Here is a 20,693-nt window from a genome sequence, read left to right as displayed (position 1 = left end):
TGCAGATAATTATAGATTTCTCGCTATTGCTCGAAATGACAAAATGATACTGCCCTAATTGCTATCATTACAACTATCAACTCAGAATATTTATGACAATCCTTCAATTGTTTTAATCTCGTTCTTATCTGTTTTAAAAAAGTGTATCAAAGCGATTTCAATATGATTCAACGAAAATGGAATATCAGAACTGGCAAATATGTTCATTATATTTGCCAGGTTTTTATATTTATTTCATTATTTCAGAAATGAATTTTTCAAATGCTAATTTTAAGCGAAATTGATATTACATTTGCAGCTTATGAAAAAAACCATTTTCCTTATCATAAAACTAACTTTATTCTGGCTGCTTCTGTTTGCCCTGCAACACACTATTTTTCTTATTTATAATTATCATGAATTAAAAGATATTCCTCCCGGATTAATTTTAAGCTCTTATTATTTTGCATTGGGAATGGATATTTCAGCTTCGGCGTACCTCTTAGTATTTCCAGGATTTTTACTTATAGCAACACTTTTTATCAAAAAGAATAATATACTTATTAAAAGTATTCACATCATCAATATTCTGCTAATAATCATCTGTATTATAATTGGTATTTCCGACACAGGATTATATTCTGTATGGGGAACAAAAATTAACAGCAAAGCATTATCATACCTGGCATATCCGAAAGAAGCCATTATATCTTTCGCAGCGGTACCCTATTGGATATTAATAAGCATAATGATTATTGAAGGAGCTGTTTTGATATTTATTTATAAAAGAATTTTCAGACCCGGATATTTAGCTCCAATTAAATTTATATATAAAATAATATTTTCGATAGTTCTTTTATTCTCTATATTTACGGCTATGCGCGGTGGATGGCAAAAATATCCTATAAATAAAAGCTGGGTATATTTTTCAAAATATCCTGTACTGAATTATTCTGCATTAAATGGGTTCTGGAATTTTATGGAAATAATTGTAAAACCCGGAATCAAAGAAAATCCTTATCGGTATTTTACAAAAGCAAAAGCAGATTCCATAGTAAATGCAATGCAAACCGCTTCCAACGATTCAACAGAAATGATACTCACTACTACCCGGCCAAATATTGTTTTAATAATGATGGAAAGTGTAAGCGCTGAATGTGTCGAATCACTTGGCGGAATTCCGGGTATAATGCCCGGAATAGACAGCCTCATAAAAAACGGGTTGAATTTTAATAATTTTTACGCTAATGGTTTTCGTACTGAACAAGGATTAATTTCTTTACTAAGCAATTTCCCGGCTCAGCCTCAGACAACGATCATGAGGAACTTCGGGAAATTCGACAAACTTCCAAACCTTGCAAGAATACTGGGCGATAAAGGTTATTCTGAAAATTATTATTATTCAGGAAACCTTGTTTTTGCAAACCAGGACTCTTATATAAAACTATCAGGATTCACACATATTTTAGACAAGGACAATTACACATGGAACCGAAGCACCGACTGGGGAGCCTATGACGAAGAATTGTTTGCATGCCATCTGAAAGAAGCAGAAAAAGATCCGCAACCTTTTTTCTCAATCATTATGACCAGTACGAATCATGAACCTTTTAATGCGGATGTAGAAAAAATATTTAAAGGAAAATCCGAAGCCGACGATTATAAAAATACTGCGCATTATACGGATAAATGTCTTTCTGAATATTTACAAAAAGCAAAAACAAAATCATGGTATAATAATACACTATTCATTATTACTGCTGATCATGCTCACACTTACCCGAAAAAGAGAGGCGCTAACGAAGCCGAAAGGCACCATATTCCTTTTGTGTTATACGGCAATGTTCTAAAATCGGAATACAAAGGAAAAACTTTTGAGAAAATTGGCTCTCAGATCGATTTACCAGCAATGCTGCTTTCACAATTAAAAATTCCATATAAGCCATTTGAAAAAAGTAAAAATATATTCAATAAATATTCACCCGGTTTCGCTTTCTACACATTCGACAATGGCTTCGGAATTATTACCTCTCAGCAAATCATTGTTTACGATCATAATTTGGGACAAGTTGTTTATCGCAAAAATAAATTATCACCTGCCGCTGATGAAGAAATCACCAACCAGGGAAAAGCATACCTGCAAGTTTTGCTTGATGAATATATCGGGTTTAATAACTAAGCCTTATCGTGCGCCAGCCGTCATATTGAGTTTATCGAAATATGGGGCGATGGAAACTTTACTTTCAACAAATAACTATAGCCTTAACTAGCCGCTACTCCTATAAACTTTCCACGATGTCAATTGTTGAAAGGTTGAGCTACTGGTTTGGTTGATAATTTAAAGTCGAAAGAAAATCAAATCACATTTTATACATCATCTGGCTTCGATGAACTCAGCCTGACCGTGCGCCAGCAGTCATTTTGAGTTTATCGAAAAATGATGTGAAGGAATTTTCACATTCAACAAATAACTTTAACCTTAACAAACCGCTACTCCTATTAACTTTCTACTTTGCAATGGTTGAAAGGTTGAGCTACTGGGTTGGTTGATAATTTAAAGTCGAAAGAAAATCAAATCACATTTTATACATCATCTGGCTTCGATGAACTCAGCCTGACCGTGCGCCAGCAGTCATTTTGAGTTTATCGAAAAATGATGTGAAGGAATTTTCACATTCAACAAATAACTTTAACCTTAACAAGCCTCCATTCCTATAAACTTTTGACTTTGGATTTTTAAGATTAATTTAAGTCCGACGCTGTGGATTAGATTTGAGATTTTAAATCAAGACTTGAAACTTAAAATTTTCAACATCTTATTTTAATAATATTCATGCCTGTTTTTAAATACAAATTATTTAGTTTTATATCATTTGTAATATAATATATATAATTTTATATTAAATAATATTTTTTTTATCGACATCAAACTATTAGAAATATTATTAAATTTACCGTCACACATAATCATTTACCCCTAAGAAAATTCACATGAACAATTGTTTTGCCGATATACATTGCCACCCTGCAATGCAGCCATACGCGAATGCGTTTCCTGATAAGGGAAGCCAGCAAACAAAAATGGATCTTATTCAATCAGTCGATATTTATGATAACAGAAGTTTGTGGTATTATAACCCTCCAACATTTAAAGAAAAATTATTAAGGGATATTCTTGGAGTAACAAGATATTCACAATCCGATCTTACAACATTGATGAAGGGAAATGTCCGATTAATTTATTCTTCATTATATCCTATTGAAAAAGGCTTTTTCATAAACAGGCTGGGAACAGGAGAAGCATCAAATGAAATTAAAGAATTTTTCAGCGGCTTACACGATAACAGGATAGAATATGTTATTGAAAAGACAGATTATTTTTCGGATCTATGTTCAGAATACGACTTCCTGAAACAGAAAAGTGGTGCAGATGTTATCATTGATAATAAAACATGCAATTATGTTTTAGTAAAAAATGCGAGTGAAATGGATCAGGCTTTAAATGATAATGATAAATTTTCCATTGCTGTCGTGAATACCATTGAAGGGCTGCACTCCTTTGGTATAGGTCTTCACAAAGAAGTGCCCTATTCTTCCAGATCATTTTTAGATAATATTGTTACCGCAAAAAAATGGGAACATCCTCCATTATTTGTTACATACACCCATCATTTCTACAACCAGCTTTGCGGACATTGTGAGAGTTTACAAAAAGTAAGTCTGCTTATCGACCAGAAAATGGGGACAGGAAATAATTTCAATTTCACACCTTTTGGCCTGGATGTATTCGATACATTGTTTAACAAAACTGATGGCAAAAGAATGCTGATCGACATCAAGCACATGAGCAAAACTACCAGGGAACGATATTATCAAATTCTTGGAACAAAATACAAACAGGAAAACATTCCCATTATAGTAAGTCATGCAGCAGTCACAGGCAATGGCGATCCATTGTTCTGCAATGATGATATAAATTTTGATGATGAAGAAATAATTAAAATAAAAGAATCATACGGACTTTTCGGAATCATGCTTGAAAAAAACAGGATAGCCGATAAAAACGCATTGCCTGATTTTACTGAAAATATATTTGCAGGAAAAAAAATGTGGAGCAAATTAATATGGGATCAAATACAGCATATTGCAGAAACCATTGATAAAGCAGGCATTGATGGAGCATGGGATATTCAATGTATTGGCAGCGATTACGACGGTATCATTAACCCTATAAATTATTTTATCACAGCCGAAGACATGAATGACCTGTCAGTGCATTTAATAAAACATGCCGAAAAGTATATGGAAAACGAAGGCGAAAAACTTCGCACGGGAAATAAATTGCTCCCTAATGATATTATTGACAAAGTAATGTTTCGTAATGCATATTATTTTGCTGTCAACAACTATTAATTTATAATGATTGATTTTTATTCGTATTAAAATTTTAAAATATGCAAAAAATATCTGAAGTAAAAAATGATATCGAATCGTTGCAAGACAGTATTAAGAAGCTTGCCAATTCAAGCCTGCAATATATTAATGACAATATTGAATTAAAAGAAAAAGTTTTATTGTACGATGAAATTATTTCAAAAGCAAATGTATTAATTCATATTGATGACCTAAATACAAGTAAAATGATCTGGGGCAACCACAAGCAATTCATCGACATCCTTGGTTTTTCACCTGATGATATTGTTGCAATGGGAATCGATTACCTTGCCAATTATTACCACCCCGATGATTTTGATAAAGTGAATGAAACCATTTCTTTCTTTTTAAATGACAAAGGAGAAAAGCATTCAACACTTTTCCGGATCAAACATAAGAACGGGGAATGGCTTAAATTATATACTACCCGGACTTTATTTAAAAGAACCAGCGAAGGCAAACCATGGCTGGTGCTTGCCGTATCGGTGAACCTGTCAACACCTGTAGATACCGGTGCAAAAATCGAAGAATTACTGAAAGAGAATATGCGATTAAAAAATCAATTGCTGCTAAGATCAATCACTCGCCGCGAAGAAGATGTATTGCGATTGATAGCTAACGGTTTTTCAAATAAAGAAATAAGTACAAAACTTATTATAAGTGTGAACACGGTTGATTCGCATCGAAAAAATTTATTAAAAAAACTTAACCTAAAAAACGTTGCGTCGCTTGTATGCTTTGCTGTTGAGAATGGATTGAATTAATTCATTATATAGTATATCATAAATTTTAGGAAATAAAATTTTCATCATAAAATACTTTTATCATACTATTTACGTTTCTTCCAAAAAATAATTTGTTTTATTTCATAAATAATTCGTGAATTACTCATCAATAAAATATCTTATCATTCTTTCATTTTTATTACTCCCATCGAAAAATATTTTTTCGCAGGATCAGGATTCCATTATACGTTCCACAATAAAATATAAACGCAGCATTGGTATTAGCTTTAATCCTTATATCAGTTCGGGTATTCCGCTTTCTGAAATAAATGATTGTCGATACTCATTAAGATACAGCATACATAAAAGTAACAGGATAACTTATGGCGGAGAAATTTTTGGCGGTTTTACTGTGAAAAATAAATTATTAAATGAAGTGTATACACAAAAATATTATTCCATAAATCCATCACTGTTCGGAAGGCTGTATCTTCATTACACCCGTAATGTAAATTTATATTTTGAATCGGCCGTATTCGGCTCATTTAAACATACCGATGCAATTAACGATTCGATATTTAATATCAATATCAAAAGTAGTGACAAAATAAATGCAGGTGCCAGTTTATCGCCGGGTATCCGTTTCCATTTCTTTCCGTTCGAATTATACCGAAGAATAAGCATTGATGTAATGGCGAGGCTTTCGTATAACGATATATTTACTTCGAGTAACAATACCTATTATAAATACAACAGTAAATTTAAAGCAGCAATTGTTTATCGTATCAATTATAATTTTGATTAAATGAAATTAAATATTTTCATCTTACTTCTGTTTTCATTTTTTTTAATTTCCTGTGAGAAAGAAGTAAAAATAGATATCCCCATACAAGACAGAAAACTTGTTGCCATATGCTATGCCGGCGAAAACGATTCATTACAACTTTTTTTTGATGAAACAAAAAACATGAATGAAGCTTTATCGAATGAACAAATGAAAGGAACAATAAGTTTATATGTTAACGATATTTATAAAGAAGATTTTATTTTAAACGATTCTGTATATAATTCCACATATATTCCGCAGGCAAACGATAAACTGGCTATTACAGCTACTTCCATTGATGGGCGGCACATTTCAGCTTTCACTCATATTCCCGAAAAAACAGTAATGACCGATTTTAATTTCACACCTGTTCTGTATACAACCAATAATGGCGATATAAGCGCTGTTACTTTTAACATCAGCGACAATAGTTCGACCACAGATTTTTATATGTGTACAATAAATGGTACAAGTTATTATTATAATGATTATGATTCTACAACTTATGTGAATAATTACGGTTTGCAAATAAATAACAATAACGATCCGCTATTCGACAGTGAAGTCAATATGTATAACGGGGTAATGTTTACCGACAAAACTTTCAACGGCGAGAGTAAAGAAATAAAACTTGAATTTTTAAAATGGAGTTACAACGATAGTCTTATTATTGCAGTTAACCTAAAACATGTAACAGAGGAATATTACAAGTACATGCAAAAAATAATAAAACAAAATAATTCGAACAACAATTCCATTTTCGACAACGGGAATACTAATCCTGTTATGCCTTACACGAACATATCGGGCGGTTATGGTGTATTTGCAGGTTATTCATCCGATACCAAAGAAATATCAACTCCTTGAAAAAAGAAAAAAAATGAAAAAAATATTTATTATCGTGTTTCTTTCTTTTTTCGCACTGATTGTGTTTGGACAAAAATATACCATACAAGGTTATATTCTTGATTCAAGGACTGGCGAAGCTTTGCTGGGTGCATACGCTTACGACATAAACAATAAAATCGGAACGGCAACAAATCAATACGGATATTATTCAATTGTGTTTAATAATACTTCAAATAAAAATTTACACATTGTATATTCGTTTATCGGGTATGCTGCCGACACCATTGATTTCGTAATAAAAACAGATACGATCATCAATATAAAATTAAAAGCCGGAAAATTATTAAAGGAATTGGTTATTAACGCGGATAATGTTGCTCCTATTGAAAAACGCGACGAAGTGGGAACCGTTGAAATTCCTTTAGCACAAATGAGGACACTGCCTGCATTTGCCGGTGAACGCGATATAATTAAAGCATACCAGCTGATGCCCGGAGTTCAGTCGGGAAGCGAACTTTCGAACGGGCTGATGGTAAGAGGCGGTTCTTCCGATCAGAATCTTGTTCTGCTTGATGATGTTCCACTTTGCCAGATAAATCATCTCGGCGGATTTGTTTCGTTGTTCAACGACGATGCCATTAACGAAACCAAATTATACAAAGCCGGCTTCCCTGCCAGCTATGGCGGACGTTTATCATCAGTACTCGATGTAAGAATGAAAGATGGAAGTAAAGATAAGATCACGGGAAACTTCACATTGGGTTTGTTATCATCGAAAATATTTGTTGAAGGCCCGGTAAAAAAAGATACTTCTTCTTACTTTATTTCTTACCGCCGGTTTTTATATGATTTACTGATAAGGCCTGTAATGAGCATTGCATCGCGCGGGAATTATACCGCAGGATACAACTTTTACGATTTGAATTTTAAATGGACATACCGCTTTTCGAACAACGATAATATTGCATTGAGTTTTTATAATGGCGATGATAAACTTTTTGTAAAATTCAAAGAAAAACAACCAACTATAAGCGAAAATGGTTCTGAAGAAAAATGGGGCAATACCATGGCTGCATTCAAATGGATTCATATTTACAACAAAAAACTTTTTGGAAATACTGTTTTTTCTTTTGTTAGATACCGATACAAAAATGAAATTTATTATAAAACGAATACCGATACCAGCTCGTCAGAACAAAGTACAAATTTTCTTTCCGGTGTTTATGACCTAAATACAAAAAGTAATTTCGAATATCAATTGAATCAAAACTTCTCTATTGAAACAGGCGTATCGTTAACCGGGCACTTCTTTAAACCCGGTATTGGACGCGATTACGAATTACATAATGAAGAACCTATATTTGACACTACTTACAACAATGTAAAATTATACGGATATACCGCTGCTGCTTATGGCGAAGGCAAACTGCAATTATTAAAAAACCTGGAAGCTAAAGCAGGTCTGAGATTATCGGATTATTATATTCAGTCGAATCATTTTCCATCGCTTGAACCACGATGTATAATCAATTATGGCTTTTCAAAAAACATGTCGGTAAAGCTGGCATATTCACGCATGATCCAGAATATGCATATGCTTTCAGGTACAGGCAGTGCATTCCCTATCGATTTCTGGGTTCCCGCTATAGAGCTGGCACCGCCGAGTTACAGCAATCAATATGTTTTAAGTTATGCAACAACCTTGTTCCGAAAATTTGAATTTTCAGTTGAAGGATATTATAAAGATATGCGCAACCTGATAAATTATAAAGAAGGTGTAAGCTCGTTCAATTCGTCAAAGCCCTGGTACGAAAAAATTGAAACCGATGGAAAAGGCAAAGCTGTAGGTGCCGAACTTTTAATTCAGAAATCGATTGGAAGAAGTACCGGTTGGATAGGATATACTCTTTCGAAAAACGAACGGACATTTACAAATTTGAATTACGGAAATCCTTTCCCTTTTAAATTCGACCGCAGGCATGAATTAAAAATTGTGTTCTCGCATGTTTTTAATAAATATGTCGATATATCCTTAACATGGCTTTATATGTCGGGACAAGCCTATACACTGCCTGTACAAAAATATTACGATGAAGGAAGCGGATATTTGGTTTATTTATATTCCAATATCAATTCATTCCGAATGGCTCCATATCACCGTCTCGACTTTGGCGTGAACTTCCGGAGAACTTTAAAAAACGGGGAACGTATTTGGAACATCAGTTTATACAATGTGTACAATCAAAAAAATCCAAGCTTCTATTACTTTAACGATTATTCTGTAGATGGAAATAATTTTGTTTCCATGCAACAGATAACGCTCTTCCCTTTTATTCCTACAGTAAGTTATAGTTTTAAATTTTAAGATTATTTCGCAAAAATAATTTTACACCTACCCATTTTTTAAAATTCCATTTTAAATTTCCTCCCCTAAAAAGAGGATACACCAACGTAAGCATCACCTAAAAAGAGGATGCATCACTATTAAAAATACCCGATAAAGAGAATTGTTTCGTAGTACCTGTTTGAAGTTACTTTGCATTCATCTTATTTCAAATATAAAATGAATTGGTACTTTTTTGTTCTGGGTGTTTTATCAGTATGGCGCATCACACATTTGTTCAACGCGGAAGACGGTCCTTTCAATATTATTTTCTTATTCCGAAAAAGTATTTTAAAAATAAAATTCCTTAACGATTTATTTTCCTGCTTCTATTGCCTCAGCGTTTGGGTTGCTGCACCTTTCGCATTTTTTATTGGAGAAAGCCATAAGGAAATATTTTTATTGTGGCTCGCTTTATCAGGATTATCGATCATTTTAGAAAAATTAACCAATAAAAACGAAATATAATATGAGTTGCTGCGGAAAAAAATTAAAAGAGCTATACAATATTTCAGAAACTAAAAATTCAAAAAATATTGAACACGCTGTATATTATCAGTACACAGGAAACAGCAGCGTTGTATATAAAGGAGCGATAACAGGAATTGAATACCGGTTTGCAAAACATGGAAGCATTGTAGGTATTGATTTCCGCGATATAGCACAAATAGCAGAAATACCAACAATCAATAAATTATAATTTTCACCCTTAAAATTAAAAACATGACAAAACAAGTAATCAAAAGTGAATTGCATGCAGAAAGAGCAAGTTTCAAAAAGCTCATCATCGAAAACCCGAATTATTTCGGACAAATAAAGAAAAGCAACCTGAAAGCATTAAAAAGCGCTAGCGGCAACACCACATTCGAGGAATTGACCGCTCTCGGTTTTAATCCTGAAACCAACCAGTTAGAAGCAACAATTTCCATAAAACTTCAAAATGGTTTTTCAGGAAGTTTATGCGGATTTGGCTCGTTCGAATATGTAAGATTTTTCTTGATTATGGCACAGGCTGGGAAGACCAGGGTTATGTCGCTATCAACTTACACGATATCCCCACTGAAACCGATTGCCTTAAACACCCTGAAAAACCTTTAAGCTATATTGCGTCATTAACCATCAATCCCAAAAAAGCTTTTTGTTCAAAACATGTTTTGCCAAAAGCAAGAGCAATACTATCATGGGAAGCAATACCTACTGCAAACGACCCTGAGTACACTATGGTTTGGGGGAATACTTTAGATGCTACAATTCAGATAAAGAACCTTCCGCAATTTATACACATACACCCTGACCTTGAAATTAAAGAAGTACTCATCAATAAATTTTTAGATCTGGCTATCAACAATCCGCAACTTAAAGTGGAAAGCATAAAAAAGATCATTGAAAGCGAGACCAATGAAAAATTCGATGATATCAATGCAAAAAAAGCTACACAGGATTTAATTGCATTGGTTGAATATTATAAAAAAAATAATGTTAAAGTTGACCCGTTGCGCTTGACCATTAAAGATATTGATAAATGCTCGAAACAAAACAATCCCGTTTATACACAAAGTGTAATCGACAAAATAAAATATTTTAATCTTGACTGGGATAAGATCATTTCACTATTCAATAAAACCAAAGCCAATATTGATTTTGAAGAATTGAAATCGGTAGGATTGGATTATAACAAAGAATGTTTTGTAGGAACCATTGAAATTAAAAAAACTTCCGGTTATAACGGCGACCTCTGCACTAAAGGCTCCTATGAATATGTTGCCTTTTGGGTTGACTGGAATGGCGATTGCAACTGGGAATATGCAGGAACAACAAAAGTAAATACTCACGACTTTTCGGAAGTATCAAAAAATCATTTATTCTATTCGGCAATCCTTCCTTATGATTTTACTTATCATCGCAAAAACTGCATCAATCCTAATGTTGTAAAAATTCGCGGAGTGTTATCATGGAATGTTGAACCTTCAAAAACCGATCCTGATGATTTACAAACATACGGTAACAGGGTTGATACCTTCATCCAGGTAAAACCGGGAATTGTACCGGGAGAAGTATATCCTGCAATCATTGGATTAGGTGGTGTACCTGTTGACAGGATAGATGCAGTAACAGGATTAACCGAATCGGATGCCATATTTATTCTGAATGCTCATAAAGTTGATACATTAGGGCGCCCATGTCCGTTTGCAGGAACGGTTGTATTACAGGGACCTCCTTTTGCCGGATATAAATACAGGGTTCAGGTTAGACGAGCCGGAGATGTAGCATGGACTACGCTGGACAGCGAACTACTGCTTGTTGGTTGGGATAATACCACTTACAATGTAAAATATACAACCATCAATCCTGATGTAAACGGATACTATGAATATCAACCGTACAATGTAAATATTGACAATGTTTTGGTCCGTTGGCAAACCAGCGGTGATGATTTATGGCAGATAAAACTTGATATTCTCGGTCATGGTTCGGTTATAAAAAATATTCAGTTATGCAATAACGTATTACTTGAAGCTGCTCTCAATATTGACAATGGCGGCAACTGTAAAGATTTTGTAGTAGGCAGTAATATTGATTGCCATTTTGTTGCACGCGGAAAATATTTTAATTGTTTTACACTTCATGTTGCAGGAACAATCTTACCTCCGGTACCGGATAAATATTCCGAAACAAGCATAGCACCGGGAAACCCATTCTCCTTTAATACTTCAGGTATCCCGGCTTGCGGATATTCAGTAGGTGTTACGGTATGGGACAGAGTAATATGTAACAGTCAAAGCGTTGGGCGTTATATTTACTCAGGAACCGGTTACTGTTTAAGAAAAAGCTAATCATTAGTATTTATACTCCGGGCTCTATGACATTTGCAGAAATAATGTTATAGAGCCTTTTTATCATAACAATCACTCGGTAGTCTTTCAGTAATTTTTTGCTAAAGCATAGTTTATTGAATTATTTTAGCCCCAACATTAAGGTCATCCTATTGCGAAATCCGCAATTATAAAGGACTTTAGCCTTTACTAAAAAATCTCTAACCGATTTTATTAGATATTAAATAGTATTAATTGTTTCAGCAGACTCTTTGGATAAGGAATCTATTACTTCCTGTGGTACATCTTTAATATCAAGCAGCATCAGTACATCTAAACAGAAATTAAATTTCGGATCAACATTCGCTCCGAGTATTTTTGCATTTTGTTTAATATACTTTTTTAAGAGCACAGGTAGATGTTGTGGAGGTTCTACATCATGTATGAATTTATCGAGCCGATTCAAATCATTACCGATATACTTCAGGAACACTTTGGTATCAATATACTCCGAAACCTTATATTCAAAAGGTGTACGGGGAACTATATATTTTGATAATTCATTATGATTATAATTTGCTTTAAGGAATTCGACTATCAATCCTTTTGAAAAATCGGAACATGAATCACTAATACTTAACGGACCAATCAGGTAACGGTACTCAGGATTTTTAATTAAAAAATAAAGTATACCTTTCCACAATAAAAAAAGCGACAATGCTTTTCGCTGGTACTCTTTACAAATGAATGAACGCCCCAGTTCAATACTTTGTTCAAGCACCGGATACAACTGTTCATTTATTTTAAAAAGACTTTCAATATAAAAGCCTTTTATGCCGCGCCTTTTCATTATCTCTTTTCCTTTTCCCATTCGGTAAGCGCCAACAATTTTTTTTGTATCGGTATCCCAAATGAATAAATGATGAAAGAACTGGTCGAAATGGTCAAGGTCGATATTTTTATATGTCCCCTCTCCTACTTCACGATAAGTAAGTTCACGTAGCCTTCCTATTTCGTTCATCACATAAGGGATTCGTGATGCATCGGAATGAAACACACGATAATTTTCAAGTTTAAAAAGAAGCTGTTCTTCTCCAAGCGAATTTATTTCTTTCTCCAGTATATCAGGATTTATGGCATCTACAATCGATTGAATTTTCCGGTAATCGTGAACAATCCTGTTCTTATTCAACATGTCAGTCCCTAACGTATAGGTTTTCATTCTCAGGAAATTTCCATATTCCGTAATGTCTTCGAAAAGATTTTGGTCGTTCACAGAAATAGGCATACCTATCCTGAAATGCAGCAACTGATTTTTTTTATTCAATAATTCCGAAGGCAGTTTCAATGTTCTTAATAAAGGATTGATTTTCCCGAGAAAATAAAAGAACTTACTGTTTCTTCCTTCGATATAAATTGGGACAACAGGAACTTTTGCTTTTTTAATAAGTTTCAGCGCAACAGTTTGCCACTCTCTATCAGTAATTTCTTTTTTACCTTTTTGAAATGCCGATACTTCGCCGGCAGGGAAAAGTCCCAACGAGTTTCCGGCGCTAATATGATTCAAAGCATTTTTAACACCGGCCATACTCGACTGCATATTTTTATGTGTTTCAAAAGGGTTTACATATAAAAAATATGGTTCAAGCGGTTTTATGCGCGACAATAAAAAATTTACAAGAAACTTATAATCGCTCCTTTTTTGCGACATCATTTTTACAAGTGCAATACCTTCAGAACCTCCGGTGGGATGATTGGAAACTGTAATGAACGGACCACTCAAAGGAATTTTTTTCAGATCTTCCTCCGAAACGATATATTTCAGTTTAAAACTTTCTATGATTTTGTTAAGGAAATCAGGGCTATCAAGAACATAATATTTTGCATATTCCCTGTTACATTTATCCAGCTTAAGTACCCACAAGATAAACTTTGCTATAGTTTTTCCTCCGAAATATTTAAGATTCTTATTTACCGACAGGATATCTTCGGGACTTACAAGTTGCATTTTTTCTTCTTGCTGCTAAATCAAATAGTTAATAATTTTTTTTTCATGCATAATGCAAATATAACTTTTTTTCAGTAATGACTTTATTATATTAATTCTTTCAAAATTCAAATAACCAGATAAATATTGATTTTGAAGCACTTTATTAAAACGGTTTTTATTTTTTATCAGAATAAACTTTCCGTTTTTATAATTTTAATATCATTGATTTTGATCAGTCATAATTGGTTTTTTTTCGCTTTCTTTTTCTGATATACCTGCGATATAATTACACCAAAAATAACTATTGCCATTCCTGAAATTTTACCCAAATCAAATGTTTCAGAAAGAACAAAATAAGAAGTTACCGCTGTAAAAACAGGAATGAAATTCGTAAAAATATTGGCTCTTACAATTCCCAGTTCTCTGATTACAGGGATATACAGGACAAATGCAGCCGATGATGCAAAAACAGACAGCATCAGTAGTGAATAAATAAGATCAATATTTGGCTTTATAGAAATGAAACAGTTAAAATCAAAAATTAAAAAAAGCGGAAGAAAATATATGGCACCTATAAAATTCTGAACTTTAATTATAGTTAAAGCAGAATATTTATGTGTAAGTTTTTTTATAGCGACAGAATAAAAAATTGCTGCCATTACTGCACAGAACTCAAGAAAAACACCAAGAGGAGAAGCATCAAATACAAAATTCCTATCAACCACCATCAGCATTATTCCTGCAAAGGATACAATAAGTCCAATGATATTTATCAGAGATATTTTTTCTTTTGCAAACATATAGGCAAACATTGGCGAGATAACCGGAATAGTTGAAACAATTACTGCCGCTACAGTGCTTGATACCATTGTCAGTCCGAAACTTTCACCCATGAAATAAAGCAAAGGCTCAAAAAAAGCAAGAAGCATGAATTTTCCATAATCAGCTTTTTGAATTTTTTGTCCTCGGTTCATTAATTTAATGATTAGAAAAAGCATTAACGAAGAAATAACAAGCCTCAGAAAAATAGTCATGATAGGACGGTATCCATTTTCGTAAACAATTTTTATCCATACGAATGAGAATCCCCAGAACAGCATTGACAACAATGCAAATATGTATATCTTTATCTTACTCATTTTTTTTGATTCCCCTGATTTATTCAGGAACGACCTTCTTCGTCAAGTAAATGATTATGTTTTAGTGTTCGCAGAATTAAAGCAAGCAGAATCGCAGCAATGGTAACATATACCGACGTAAGCTTCCAAACAATTTCTCCCGTTAAAAAATAATTTCGCAACACATCAATAAATGTAAAACCTATTGCTGTGGCTGCAACACCGGAATACTCACGGCGCAAAACACTTTTAAAAGAAAAAGGATAAAGACTTTTTTTAAATTTACTAAACGCAGGTATGAATGCAGGAACTTGTTTCGACCAGTCCAAATATGCTGCGCCGAATTTCCTTTCAAGAAAACGTTCTTCAGCAAACATAATACGTTCGTAATATAACCAAAACAATAACGACACAATAATTATAAAATAAAAGTTAAAGCTAAACACTACTATTCCTATCCACATTAAATAATTTCCAAGGTAAAGCGGATGCCTTACTATTGAGTATATCCCTGTAGTGTTCAACGATTCAGCAACCTGTTCATCACGGTTTCTGCCCGATGTTCCTTTGGGTGTAGTTCCAATAGCATAGGACCTAACCATGAAACCGGCTATACTAAGCGTAATAGCAACAATAGTAAAAACCGTTACGATACCTTTTGAAGCAAAAGTATAATCTGTAAAATACAATACAGGAACTGCCATCAAAAATAAGATCACCGGAATTTGCCCCCTGTATTTGAAAAGCACATTCCCGCTTTTCTCTAATGAATGAATTAAAGCCATTTATATTTGCATTTAAGTGAATATTTTACTATATTGCACAATATTAAATTTAATGCGAAATTATTAATTTTTATCAATTAAGGGGAGTGAAAAATACTGGGGATGGAAAAATATACATTTGAATATAACTTTAAAGCATCTGTAAAAAAGCTCTTTGCAATGCTTAGCACAGTGGATGGATTAAATTTATGGTTTGCCGATAAAGTATCCGCTACAGATGACATATTTCATTTTATATGGGATGATGACACTGAGCTTACCGCAAAAATCACAAATATTAAAGAACTGGAGATGGTTCATTTTACATGGATAAACGGCGAATCCGATAAATATTTTGAATTTCGTATCAATACCGATTCTATTAGTAATGAAATCTCTTTGCTAATTACAGATTTTGCATTTGAAAATGAACTCAAAGAAAAAGAAATGATTTGGAATTCTGCCGTAAATAAACTGATGCATGCCATTGGCTCCAGATTCTCCAACATCAACACTTAGCCCTTCTTACGCATTTTATACCGATACGGAAATAATTTATTCATAACTTATTTTATTTTAAAGGTATTCATGAGCTCACAAGTTCGGTTGCAAAAATTTCCTATCCGCGACAAGTCGGGATAAATCGGCATAACAGAATCTAAGCACATTTTGCTTTTTTCGACAATGCTCAATAACCATTACAAATCTGCTAAGATTCTGTATAATTCAGATAAAGACCAAAGCCTCAGATTTAAAATATTGGAAATGGTATAACTAAAAAATACCAACGGTCAGGCTGAATACGAAGCCATATTTCGACAGGCGCAATATGACAATTGATTATCTGTAAAATAAATTTTTAAAAGTACAATGAATTATAAGTACTGAATTTAATATTACAGGTTAAACCAGGGCTTTACTTTAAGTTCTTCGTCTTTTATATTCTTCTTATGTCTGAATTCATTGGTATGGGAAGAATAATTATAATCTTTTTTCCATTCTTCAATATTCTGCTGGATCTCTTTTATTGCCGATGCGATAAATTTCACTTCATTATCAGTCATTGTAGGATGCAGCGAAATACGAACCCATCCGGGTTTGGTAGAAAGGTCGCCCGAATTGATGCGTTGAGTTATTTTCTTAGAATAGTTATAACTAACATCTAAAAGGAAATGACCGTACGTGCCTGCACATGCACAGCCACCACGAACCTGTATCCCATAACGATCATTCAGTAATTTCACAATTAAATTATAATGTATGTTATCAATATAAAATGAAATCACGCCAAGACGATGCTTCACATTATCAGCAAGAATATGTATACCTTTTATCGAATGCAATTCTTTGAATGCAAGCTTCACAAGTTGCCCCTCACGCTTACGGATATTTTTAGTATCCATTTTATTTTTCAACTCAATACATAATGCACTGCGAATGGCTTGCAGAAACCCTGGAGTACCGCCATCTTCACGCAATTCGATATCGGAAATATATTTGTACTCGCCCCATGGGTTGGTCCAGTCAACCGTTCCGCCACCGGGTTTATCCGGCGCTTCATTATGATACATTGCTGAATCGAAAACCAAAACGCCCGAAGTGCCGGGACCTCCAAGAAATTTATGTGGTGAGAAAAATATCGCATCAAGTCTTTCCATTGGGTCAGCAGGATGCATATTTATATCAACATAAGGTGCCGATGCTGCAAAATCAACAAAACAATATCCCCCGTATTCATGCATTATTTTTGCCAGCTGGTGGTAAGGTGTTTCAATACCTGTAACATTGGAGCATGCAGTGAACGAACCAATTTTAAATTTTCTGTTTTTATATTTTTTTAATTCTTTGCGAAGATTTTCCGGATCGACAAGCAATCCTTTGCCGGGCTCAACAAGAACAACATCAGCACAGGTTTCATACCATGAGGTATGGTTAGAATGATGTTCCATATGTGTTATAAAAACCACAGGTTTTTCTGTTTTCTGCAAACAAGGGCGATTGCTCAATCCACCACATATCTTTAAACCTATCATGCGCTGGAATTTGTTGATTACAGTGGTCATTCCAGAACCGGCTGTAATAATCACATCATTTTTTCCGGCATTAACATGTTCTTTTATTTTTTTGTGTGCCAGGTGATAGGCTTTGGTCATCAGCACTCCTGTTTCACTCGATTCGGTATGAGTATTACCTACAAACGGACCGAAAGTTTTCGATATTTTATCTTCAATGGGTTTATATAATCTGCCACTGGCAATCCAATCGGCATAAAGAATTTTCTTCGTTCCATATGGCGATATGAATTTTTGTGAGTTACCAATTATATTCTTTCTGAATTTCTGAAAATATTTTTCCATGACTTAAAGGAAATTTGTTTTTGCAAAGTTGTGAAAATATTTCAAAATCTATATATGTTTTTTAGAAAATTTTAAAATCACAACCTATATAATTAAATTTACAGTATTGACGCTGGTTTACGCGGATTGACACCGATAATTAATTTTCTATTATTTTTTTATACAAATTCAAATTCTCATCATCGAAGCAAACAAATGTAATTTCATCAATCAATTCATTTGTTTTTAAAAACAGTGTAACTTCATTAATGGCTACTTCAGCAGCTTCAGGCTTTGGATAGTGATAAACCCCGGTGCTGATATTTGGAAAAGCTATTGTTTTAATATTGTGTTTTACTGCAAGGTTCAGGCTATTTCTATAACACGATGCCAATAATTTCCTTTCATTGTTTTTACCCCCATACCAAACAGGACCAACCGTATGTATCACAAATTTTGCAGGCAGGTTGTAGGCTTTGGTAATTTTTGCTTCACCTGTTTCGCAACCATTTAATGTTTTGCATTCATCTAACAATTCTTTACCGGCAGCGCGATGAATTGCACCATCAACGCCACCGCCGCCAAGCAACGAATTATTGGCAGCATTAACAATTGCATCAACTTTTATTTTTGTTATATCCGATTTGATAATTTTAATTTTATATTTCATAAAAACACATTTGCATTATCAAAGATAAATGATTTTATGAAATAATAAAAGGCTGCACACATAATGCAGCCCTTTTATTAATACTATTTAACCCTCTTGAAAGTTACCGGTAATTCACCATTATTTATAATCGATGCAATATATTTTGCTTCATCCTGCGAAAAATTACCTGAGATCATACAATGACCACAATCTATTTCGGAACGCACAATCGGTGCAGTAATTACATTATTATCTAAAACTATTGCTATAGCATTACCAATATTGTGCTTTGTAGCATTGGCCCATAAATCAACTGATGATTTCTTAAAGTTAACCTCTATTTCATTAGATCTCGATTCTTTATCCTGCATATAATTTGCACTATCAATATCTGTTGTTGACATCAATGCATTTTTTTCACTATCCAGTTTAATCGCATAAAGGCAAATTGGGGAACCATCAAAATTCTTACTCCATACAAATTTGCATTTCTGATCCAGGTTAAGTATGTTTATATAATCATTTATTTTTTCTGATTCTTTTACTGAACAGCACCCAATGTCAGCTACAGAATCATTAACTGCACTATTCTTAAACATAGAAAATAAGTGACCATTATCATTTAAAAGTTCAGACAAACTTTTTCTGTTATAGGTTTCATAAAATGCCAATGTCCCTTTTTTTGTAATAAGATCATTAACAAATTTCAAATCCCAATTATTCGTAAATGTTACCTGTATCTGTCTCTTTGCAGGAAGTATCGCAATATCGAATTTTTCGGAACTAAAATCCTTTAACCTGTTTGATATAATTTTTGCAGATTGCGAAAGAGCAGATGATGAAACATTACTATCAGCAACCTGAATTAATATAATGTTATTTGTATTTGCTTTATTTGTAAAGCCCATTGCAATAATTCCAAAAATAAATATTGCAACCAATGAATATAATATCGTTTTCATTTTTTTTAATTTTAAGTTAATAAATCATTCTACCACCTCATTTTAATAAGGCAGAAATTTAATAGTTACATAAAAAAGAAATTTTTAACTTAAAACGGGCAGGTCATCATCATCATTAGAGAAAAGATGATAATAGAATTTAATGGCAAAAGGATTTTCAGTAAGCTGGATCTTTTGAAGAAAAATAAAATCTCGGTCTGCATTACTGTTGTCATTAAATACGTTCGGAACATCATTGAAAAGATCAGGATGTACTGGTAAATAAAATTTGGGACAGGATGGTAATTGAATTGCATCAGAAACTATAGCATTTACATTACCTGAACAATTTACTTCATTCTGAATAAAATTACTTTGGGAGTTAACGGACTTATCAGTAAAAGATGAAGATAGTAGCAGGAAAAAGCCTATAATCAAGGCAGCTACAATCGAATTTATTCTATCTTTTCTTTGACTTATCACGATGCAAAGATAAATAATTAATACGATCTATCATCAAAAAATTATATCAATTTCTATCTCTACAACTTCATTGATAATTATAACTAATAAGACTTATCTATAAACGAGCAAGATATTTTTTATAATCAGAAATGGAATTATCGCACGTTGATTATTTCTTTTATAGGTAATACTTTTATTCCTTTTTCTGTCATTTTACTTATGGCTTCTTCTTTACGTTTTGAGATTTTGCCAATAATAGCTTCAGGAATAAGATAAATATCATATCCTCTATTCTTCCCTCCCAACGCTGTATTATAAATACATTTTTCAGCCAAAAGACCAACAATAATAATTTCTTTAGCATTAGAGGCTGTTTAAATTTCAATTAAAAAAATATTTAAGAGGATTAACCGCCTCC

The 20,693-nt window shown here is 33.4% G+C and carries 19 protein-coding genes; 11 read left to right on the top strand and 8 right to left on the bottom strand.

Features of this window, described 5'->3' with window-relative positions:
* Positions 1 to 301: 301 nt before the first annotated feature.
* From PKK00_05025 to PKK00_04980, 10 genes are all read left to right on the top strand, one after another.
* Positions 302 to 2,158, top strand: coding sequence for a sulfatase-like hydrolase/transferase (locus tag PKK00_05025; GenBank protein ID HNW97760.1), 1,857 nt, complete (start codon positions 302 to 304; stop codon positions 2,156 to 2,158).
* Positions 2,159 to 2,970: 812 nt separating this feature from the next.
* Complete coding sequence (locus PKK00_05020) at positions 2,971 to 4,392, top strand: membrane dipeptidase (protein HNW97759.1); 1,422 nt, start codon at positions 2,971 to 2,973, stop codon at positions 4,390 to 4,392.
* 41 nt (positions 4,393 to 4,433) lie between these two features.
* Positions 4,434 to 5,177: a LuxR C-terminal-related transcriptional regulator gene (locus PKK00_05015; GenBank protein HNW97758.1), complete on the top strand. Its 744-nt coding sequence runs from the start codon at positions 4,434 to 4,436 to the stop codon at positions 5,175 to 5,177.
* A 115-nt stretch (positions 5,178 to 5,292) separates the two neighbouring features.
* The gene (locus PKK00_05010; GenBank protein ID HNW97757.1) at positions 5,293 to 5,943 is read left to right on the top strand and encodes a hypothetical protein; all 651 of its coding nucleotides are present in this window, start codon (positions 5,293 to 5,295) and stop codon (positions 5,941 to 5,943) included.
* Positions 5,944 to 6,831, top strand: coding sequence for a DUF4249 domain-containing protein (locus PKK00_05005; protein HNW97756.1), 888 nt, complete (start codon positions 5,944 to 5,946; stop codon positions 6,829 to 6,831). It abuts the gene before it with no gap.
* A gap of 13 nt (positions 6,832 to 6,844) precedes the next feature.
* Positions 6,845 to 9,178, top strand: a complete 2,334-nt coding sequence (locus tag PKK00_05000) for a carboxypeptidase-like regulatory domain-containing protein (GenBank protein HNW97755.1) — start codon at positions 6,845 to 6,847, stop codon at positions 9,176 to 9,178.
* A gap of 198 nt (positions 9,179 to 9,376) precedes the next feature.
* Positions 9,377 to 9,664 (top strand): DUF1360 domain-containing protein, encoded by a 288-nt coding sequence (locus PKK00_04995; GenBank protein ID HNW97754.1) that lies wholly within the window; start codon positions 9,377 to 9,379, stop codon positions 9,662 to 9,664.
* 1 nt (position 9,665) lies between these two features.
* On the top strand, positions 9,666 to 9,896 hold the full coding sequence (locus PKK00_04990) for a hypothetical protein (GenBank protein ID HNW97753.1): 231 nt from the start codon (positions 9,666 to 9,668) through the stop codon (positions 9,894 to 9,896).
* Positions 9,897 to 9,919: 23 nt separating this feature from the next.
* Complete coding sequence (locus PKK00_04985; protein ID HNW97752.1) at positions 9,920 to 10,294, top strand: hypothetical protein; 375 nt, start codon at positions 9,920 to 9,922, stop codon at positions 10,292 to 10,294.
* Between the two features lie 56 nt (positions 10,295 to 10,350).
* A complete protein-coding gene (locus PKK00_04980) occupies positions 10,351 to 12,030 on the top strand; it encodes a hypothetical protein (GenBank protein HNW97751.1) in 1,680 nt (559 codons plus the stop codon).
* 220 nt (positions 12,031 to 12,250) lie between these two features.
* Here PKK00_04980 and PKK00_04975 read toward each other — a convergent pair whose 3' ends face one another.
* The 3 genes from PKK00_04975 to PKK00_04965 form a co-directional block, all read right to left on the bottom strand.
* Complete coding sequence (locus PKK00_04975; protein HNW97750.1) at positions 12,251 to 14,017, bottom strand: GNAT family N-acyltransferase; 1,767 nt, start codon at positions 14,015 to 14,017, stop codon at positions 12,251 to 12,253.
* Positions 14,018 to 14,235: 218 nt separating this feature from the next.
* Complete coding sequence (locus tag PKK00_04970; protein HNW97749.1) at positions 14,236 to 15,138, bottom strand: DMT family transporter; 903 nt, start codon at positions 15,136 to 15,138, stop codon at positions 14,236 to 14,238.
* A gap of 23 nt (positions 15,139 to 15,161) precedes the next feature.
* Entirely contained in the window at positions 15,162 to 15,902 is a 741-nt protein-coding gene (locus PKK00_04965; GenBank protein ID HNW97748.1) for an isoprenylcysteine carboxylmethyltransferase family protein, read from the bottom strand.
* A gap of 102 nt (positions 15,903 to 16,004) precedes the next feature.
* Here PKK00_04965 and PKK00_04960 point away from each other — a divergent pair, with 102 nt between their 5' ends.
* Complete coding sequence (locus PKK00_04960) at positions 16,005 to 16,400, top strand: START-like domain-containing protein (GenBank protein HNW97747.1); 396 nt, start codon at positions 16,005 to 16,007, stop codon at positions 16,398 to 16,400.
* A 377-nt stretch (positions 16,401 to 16,777) separates the two neighbouring features.
* On the opposite strand, the gene PKK00_04955 is transcribed toward PKK00_04960, so the two are convergent.
* From PKK00_04955 to PKK00_04935, 5 genes are all read right to left on the bottom strand, one after another.
* Positions 16,778 to 18,238, bottom strand: coding sequence for an aminotransferase class V-fold PLP-dependent enzyme (locus PKK00_04955; protein ID HNW97746.1), 1,461 nt, complete (start codon positions 18,236 to 18,238; stop codon positions 16,778 to 16,780).
* 139 nt (positions 18,239 to 18,377) lie between these two features.
* Positions 18,378 to 18,887 carry an O-acetyl-ADP-ribose deacetylase gene (locus tag PKK00_04950; protein ID HNW97745.1) on the bottom strand — a complete coding sequence of 170 codons (510 nt, stop codon included), beginning with the start codon at positions 18,885 to 18,887 and terminating at the stop codon, positions 18,378 to 18,380.
* A gap of 83 nt (positions 18,888 to 18,970) precedes the next feature.
* A complete protein-coding gene (locus PKK00_04945) occupies positions 18,971 to 19,831 on the bottom strand; it encodes a hypothetical protein (GenBank protein HNW97744.1) in 861 nt (286 codons plus the stop codon).
* 84 nt (positions 19,832 to 19,915) lie between these two features.
* The gene (locus tag PKK00_04940) at positions 19,916 to 20,293 is read right to left on the bottom strand and encodes a hypothetical protein (protein ID HNW97743.1); all 378 of its coding nucleotides are present in this window, start codon (positions 20,291 to 20,293) and stop codon (positions 19,916 to 19,918) included.
* A 137-nt stretch (positions 20,294 to 20,430) separates the two neighbouring features.
* Positions 20,431 to 20,628: an isochorismatase family protein gene (locus tag PKK00_04935; GenBank protein ID HNW97742.1), complete on the bottom strand. Its 198-nt coding sequence runs from the start codon at positions 20,626 to 20,628 to the stop codon at positions 20,431 to 20,433.
* Positions 20,629 to 20,693: the final 65 nt, after the last annotated feature.

It is taken from the genome of Bacteroidales bacterium (assembly GCA_035353855.1).
Classification (GTDB): Bacteria; Bacteroidota; Bacteroidia; order Bacteroidales; family CG2-30-32-10; genus DAOQAK01.
This window is presented reverse-complemented; position numbering and strand designations above follow the sequence as displayed.

What these genes read in the sequence shown, in the direction of transcription:
- PKK00_04945 (HNW97744.1), bottom strand. Translation starts at nt 19,831, where the DNA reads ATGAAAACGATATTATATTCATTGGTTGCAATATTTATTTTTGGAATT.
- PKK00_04960 (HNW97747.1), top strand. Translation starts at nt 16,005, where the DNA reads ATGGAAAAATATACATTTGAATATAACTTTAAAGCATCTGTAAAAAAG.
- PKK00_04995 (HNW97754.1), top strand. Translation starts at nt 9,377, where the DNA reads ATGAATTGGTACTTTTTTGTTCTGGGTGTTTTATCAGTATGGCGCATC.
- PKK00_04970 (HNW97749.1), bottom strand. Translation starts at nt 15,138, where the DNA reads ATGAGTAAGATAAAGATATACATATTTGCATTGTTGTCAATGCTGTTC.
- PKK00_04950 (HNW97745.1), bottom strand. Translation starts at nt 18,887, where the DNA reads ATGAAATATAAAATTAAAATTATCAAATCGGATATAACAAAAATAAAA.
- PKK00_04975 (HNW97750.1), bottom strand. Translation starts at nt 14,017, where the DNA reads ATGCAACTTGTAAGTCCCGAAGATATCCTGTCGGTAAATAAGAATCTT.
- PKK00_05025 (HNW97760.1), top strand. Translation starts at nt 302, where the DNA reads ATGAAAAAAACCATTTTCCTTATCATAAAACTAACTTTATTCTGGCTG.
- PKK00_05000 (HNW97755.1), top strand. Translation starts at nt 6,845, where the DNA reads ATGAAAAAAATATTTATTATCGTGTTTCTTTCTTTTTTCGCACTGATT.
- PKK00_05015 (HNW97758.1), top strand. Translation starts at nt 4,434, where the DNA reads ATGCAAAAAATATCTGAAGTAAAAAATGATATCGAATCGTTGCAAGAC.
- PKK00_04990 (HNW97753.1), top strand. Translation starts at nt 9,666, where the DNA reads ATGAGTTGCTGCGGAAAAAAATTAAAAGAGCTATACAATATTTCAGAA.
- PKK00_04955 (HNW97746.1), bottom strand. Translation starts at nt 18,238, where the DNA reads ATGGAAAAATATTTTCAGAAATTCAGAAAGAATATAATTGGTAACTCA.
- PKK00_04965 (HNW97748.1), bottom strand. Translation starts at nt 15,902, where the DNA reads ATGGCTTTAATTCATTCATTAGAGAAAAGCGGGAATGTGCTTTTCAAA.
- PKK00_05005 (HNW97756.1), top strand. Translation starts at nt 5,944, where the DNA reads ATGAAATTAAATATTTTCATCTTACTTCTGTTTTCATTTTTTTTAATT.
- PKK00_04985 (HNW97752.1), top strand. Translation starts at nt 9,920, where the DNA reads ATGACAAAACAAGTAATCAAAAGTGAATTGCATGCAGAAAGAGCAAGT.
- PKK00_05020 (HNW97759.1), top strand. Translation starts at nt 2,971, where the DNA reads ATGAACAATTGTTTTGCCGATATACATTGCCACCCTGCAATGCAGCCA.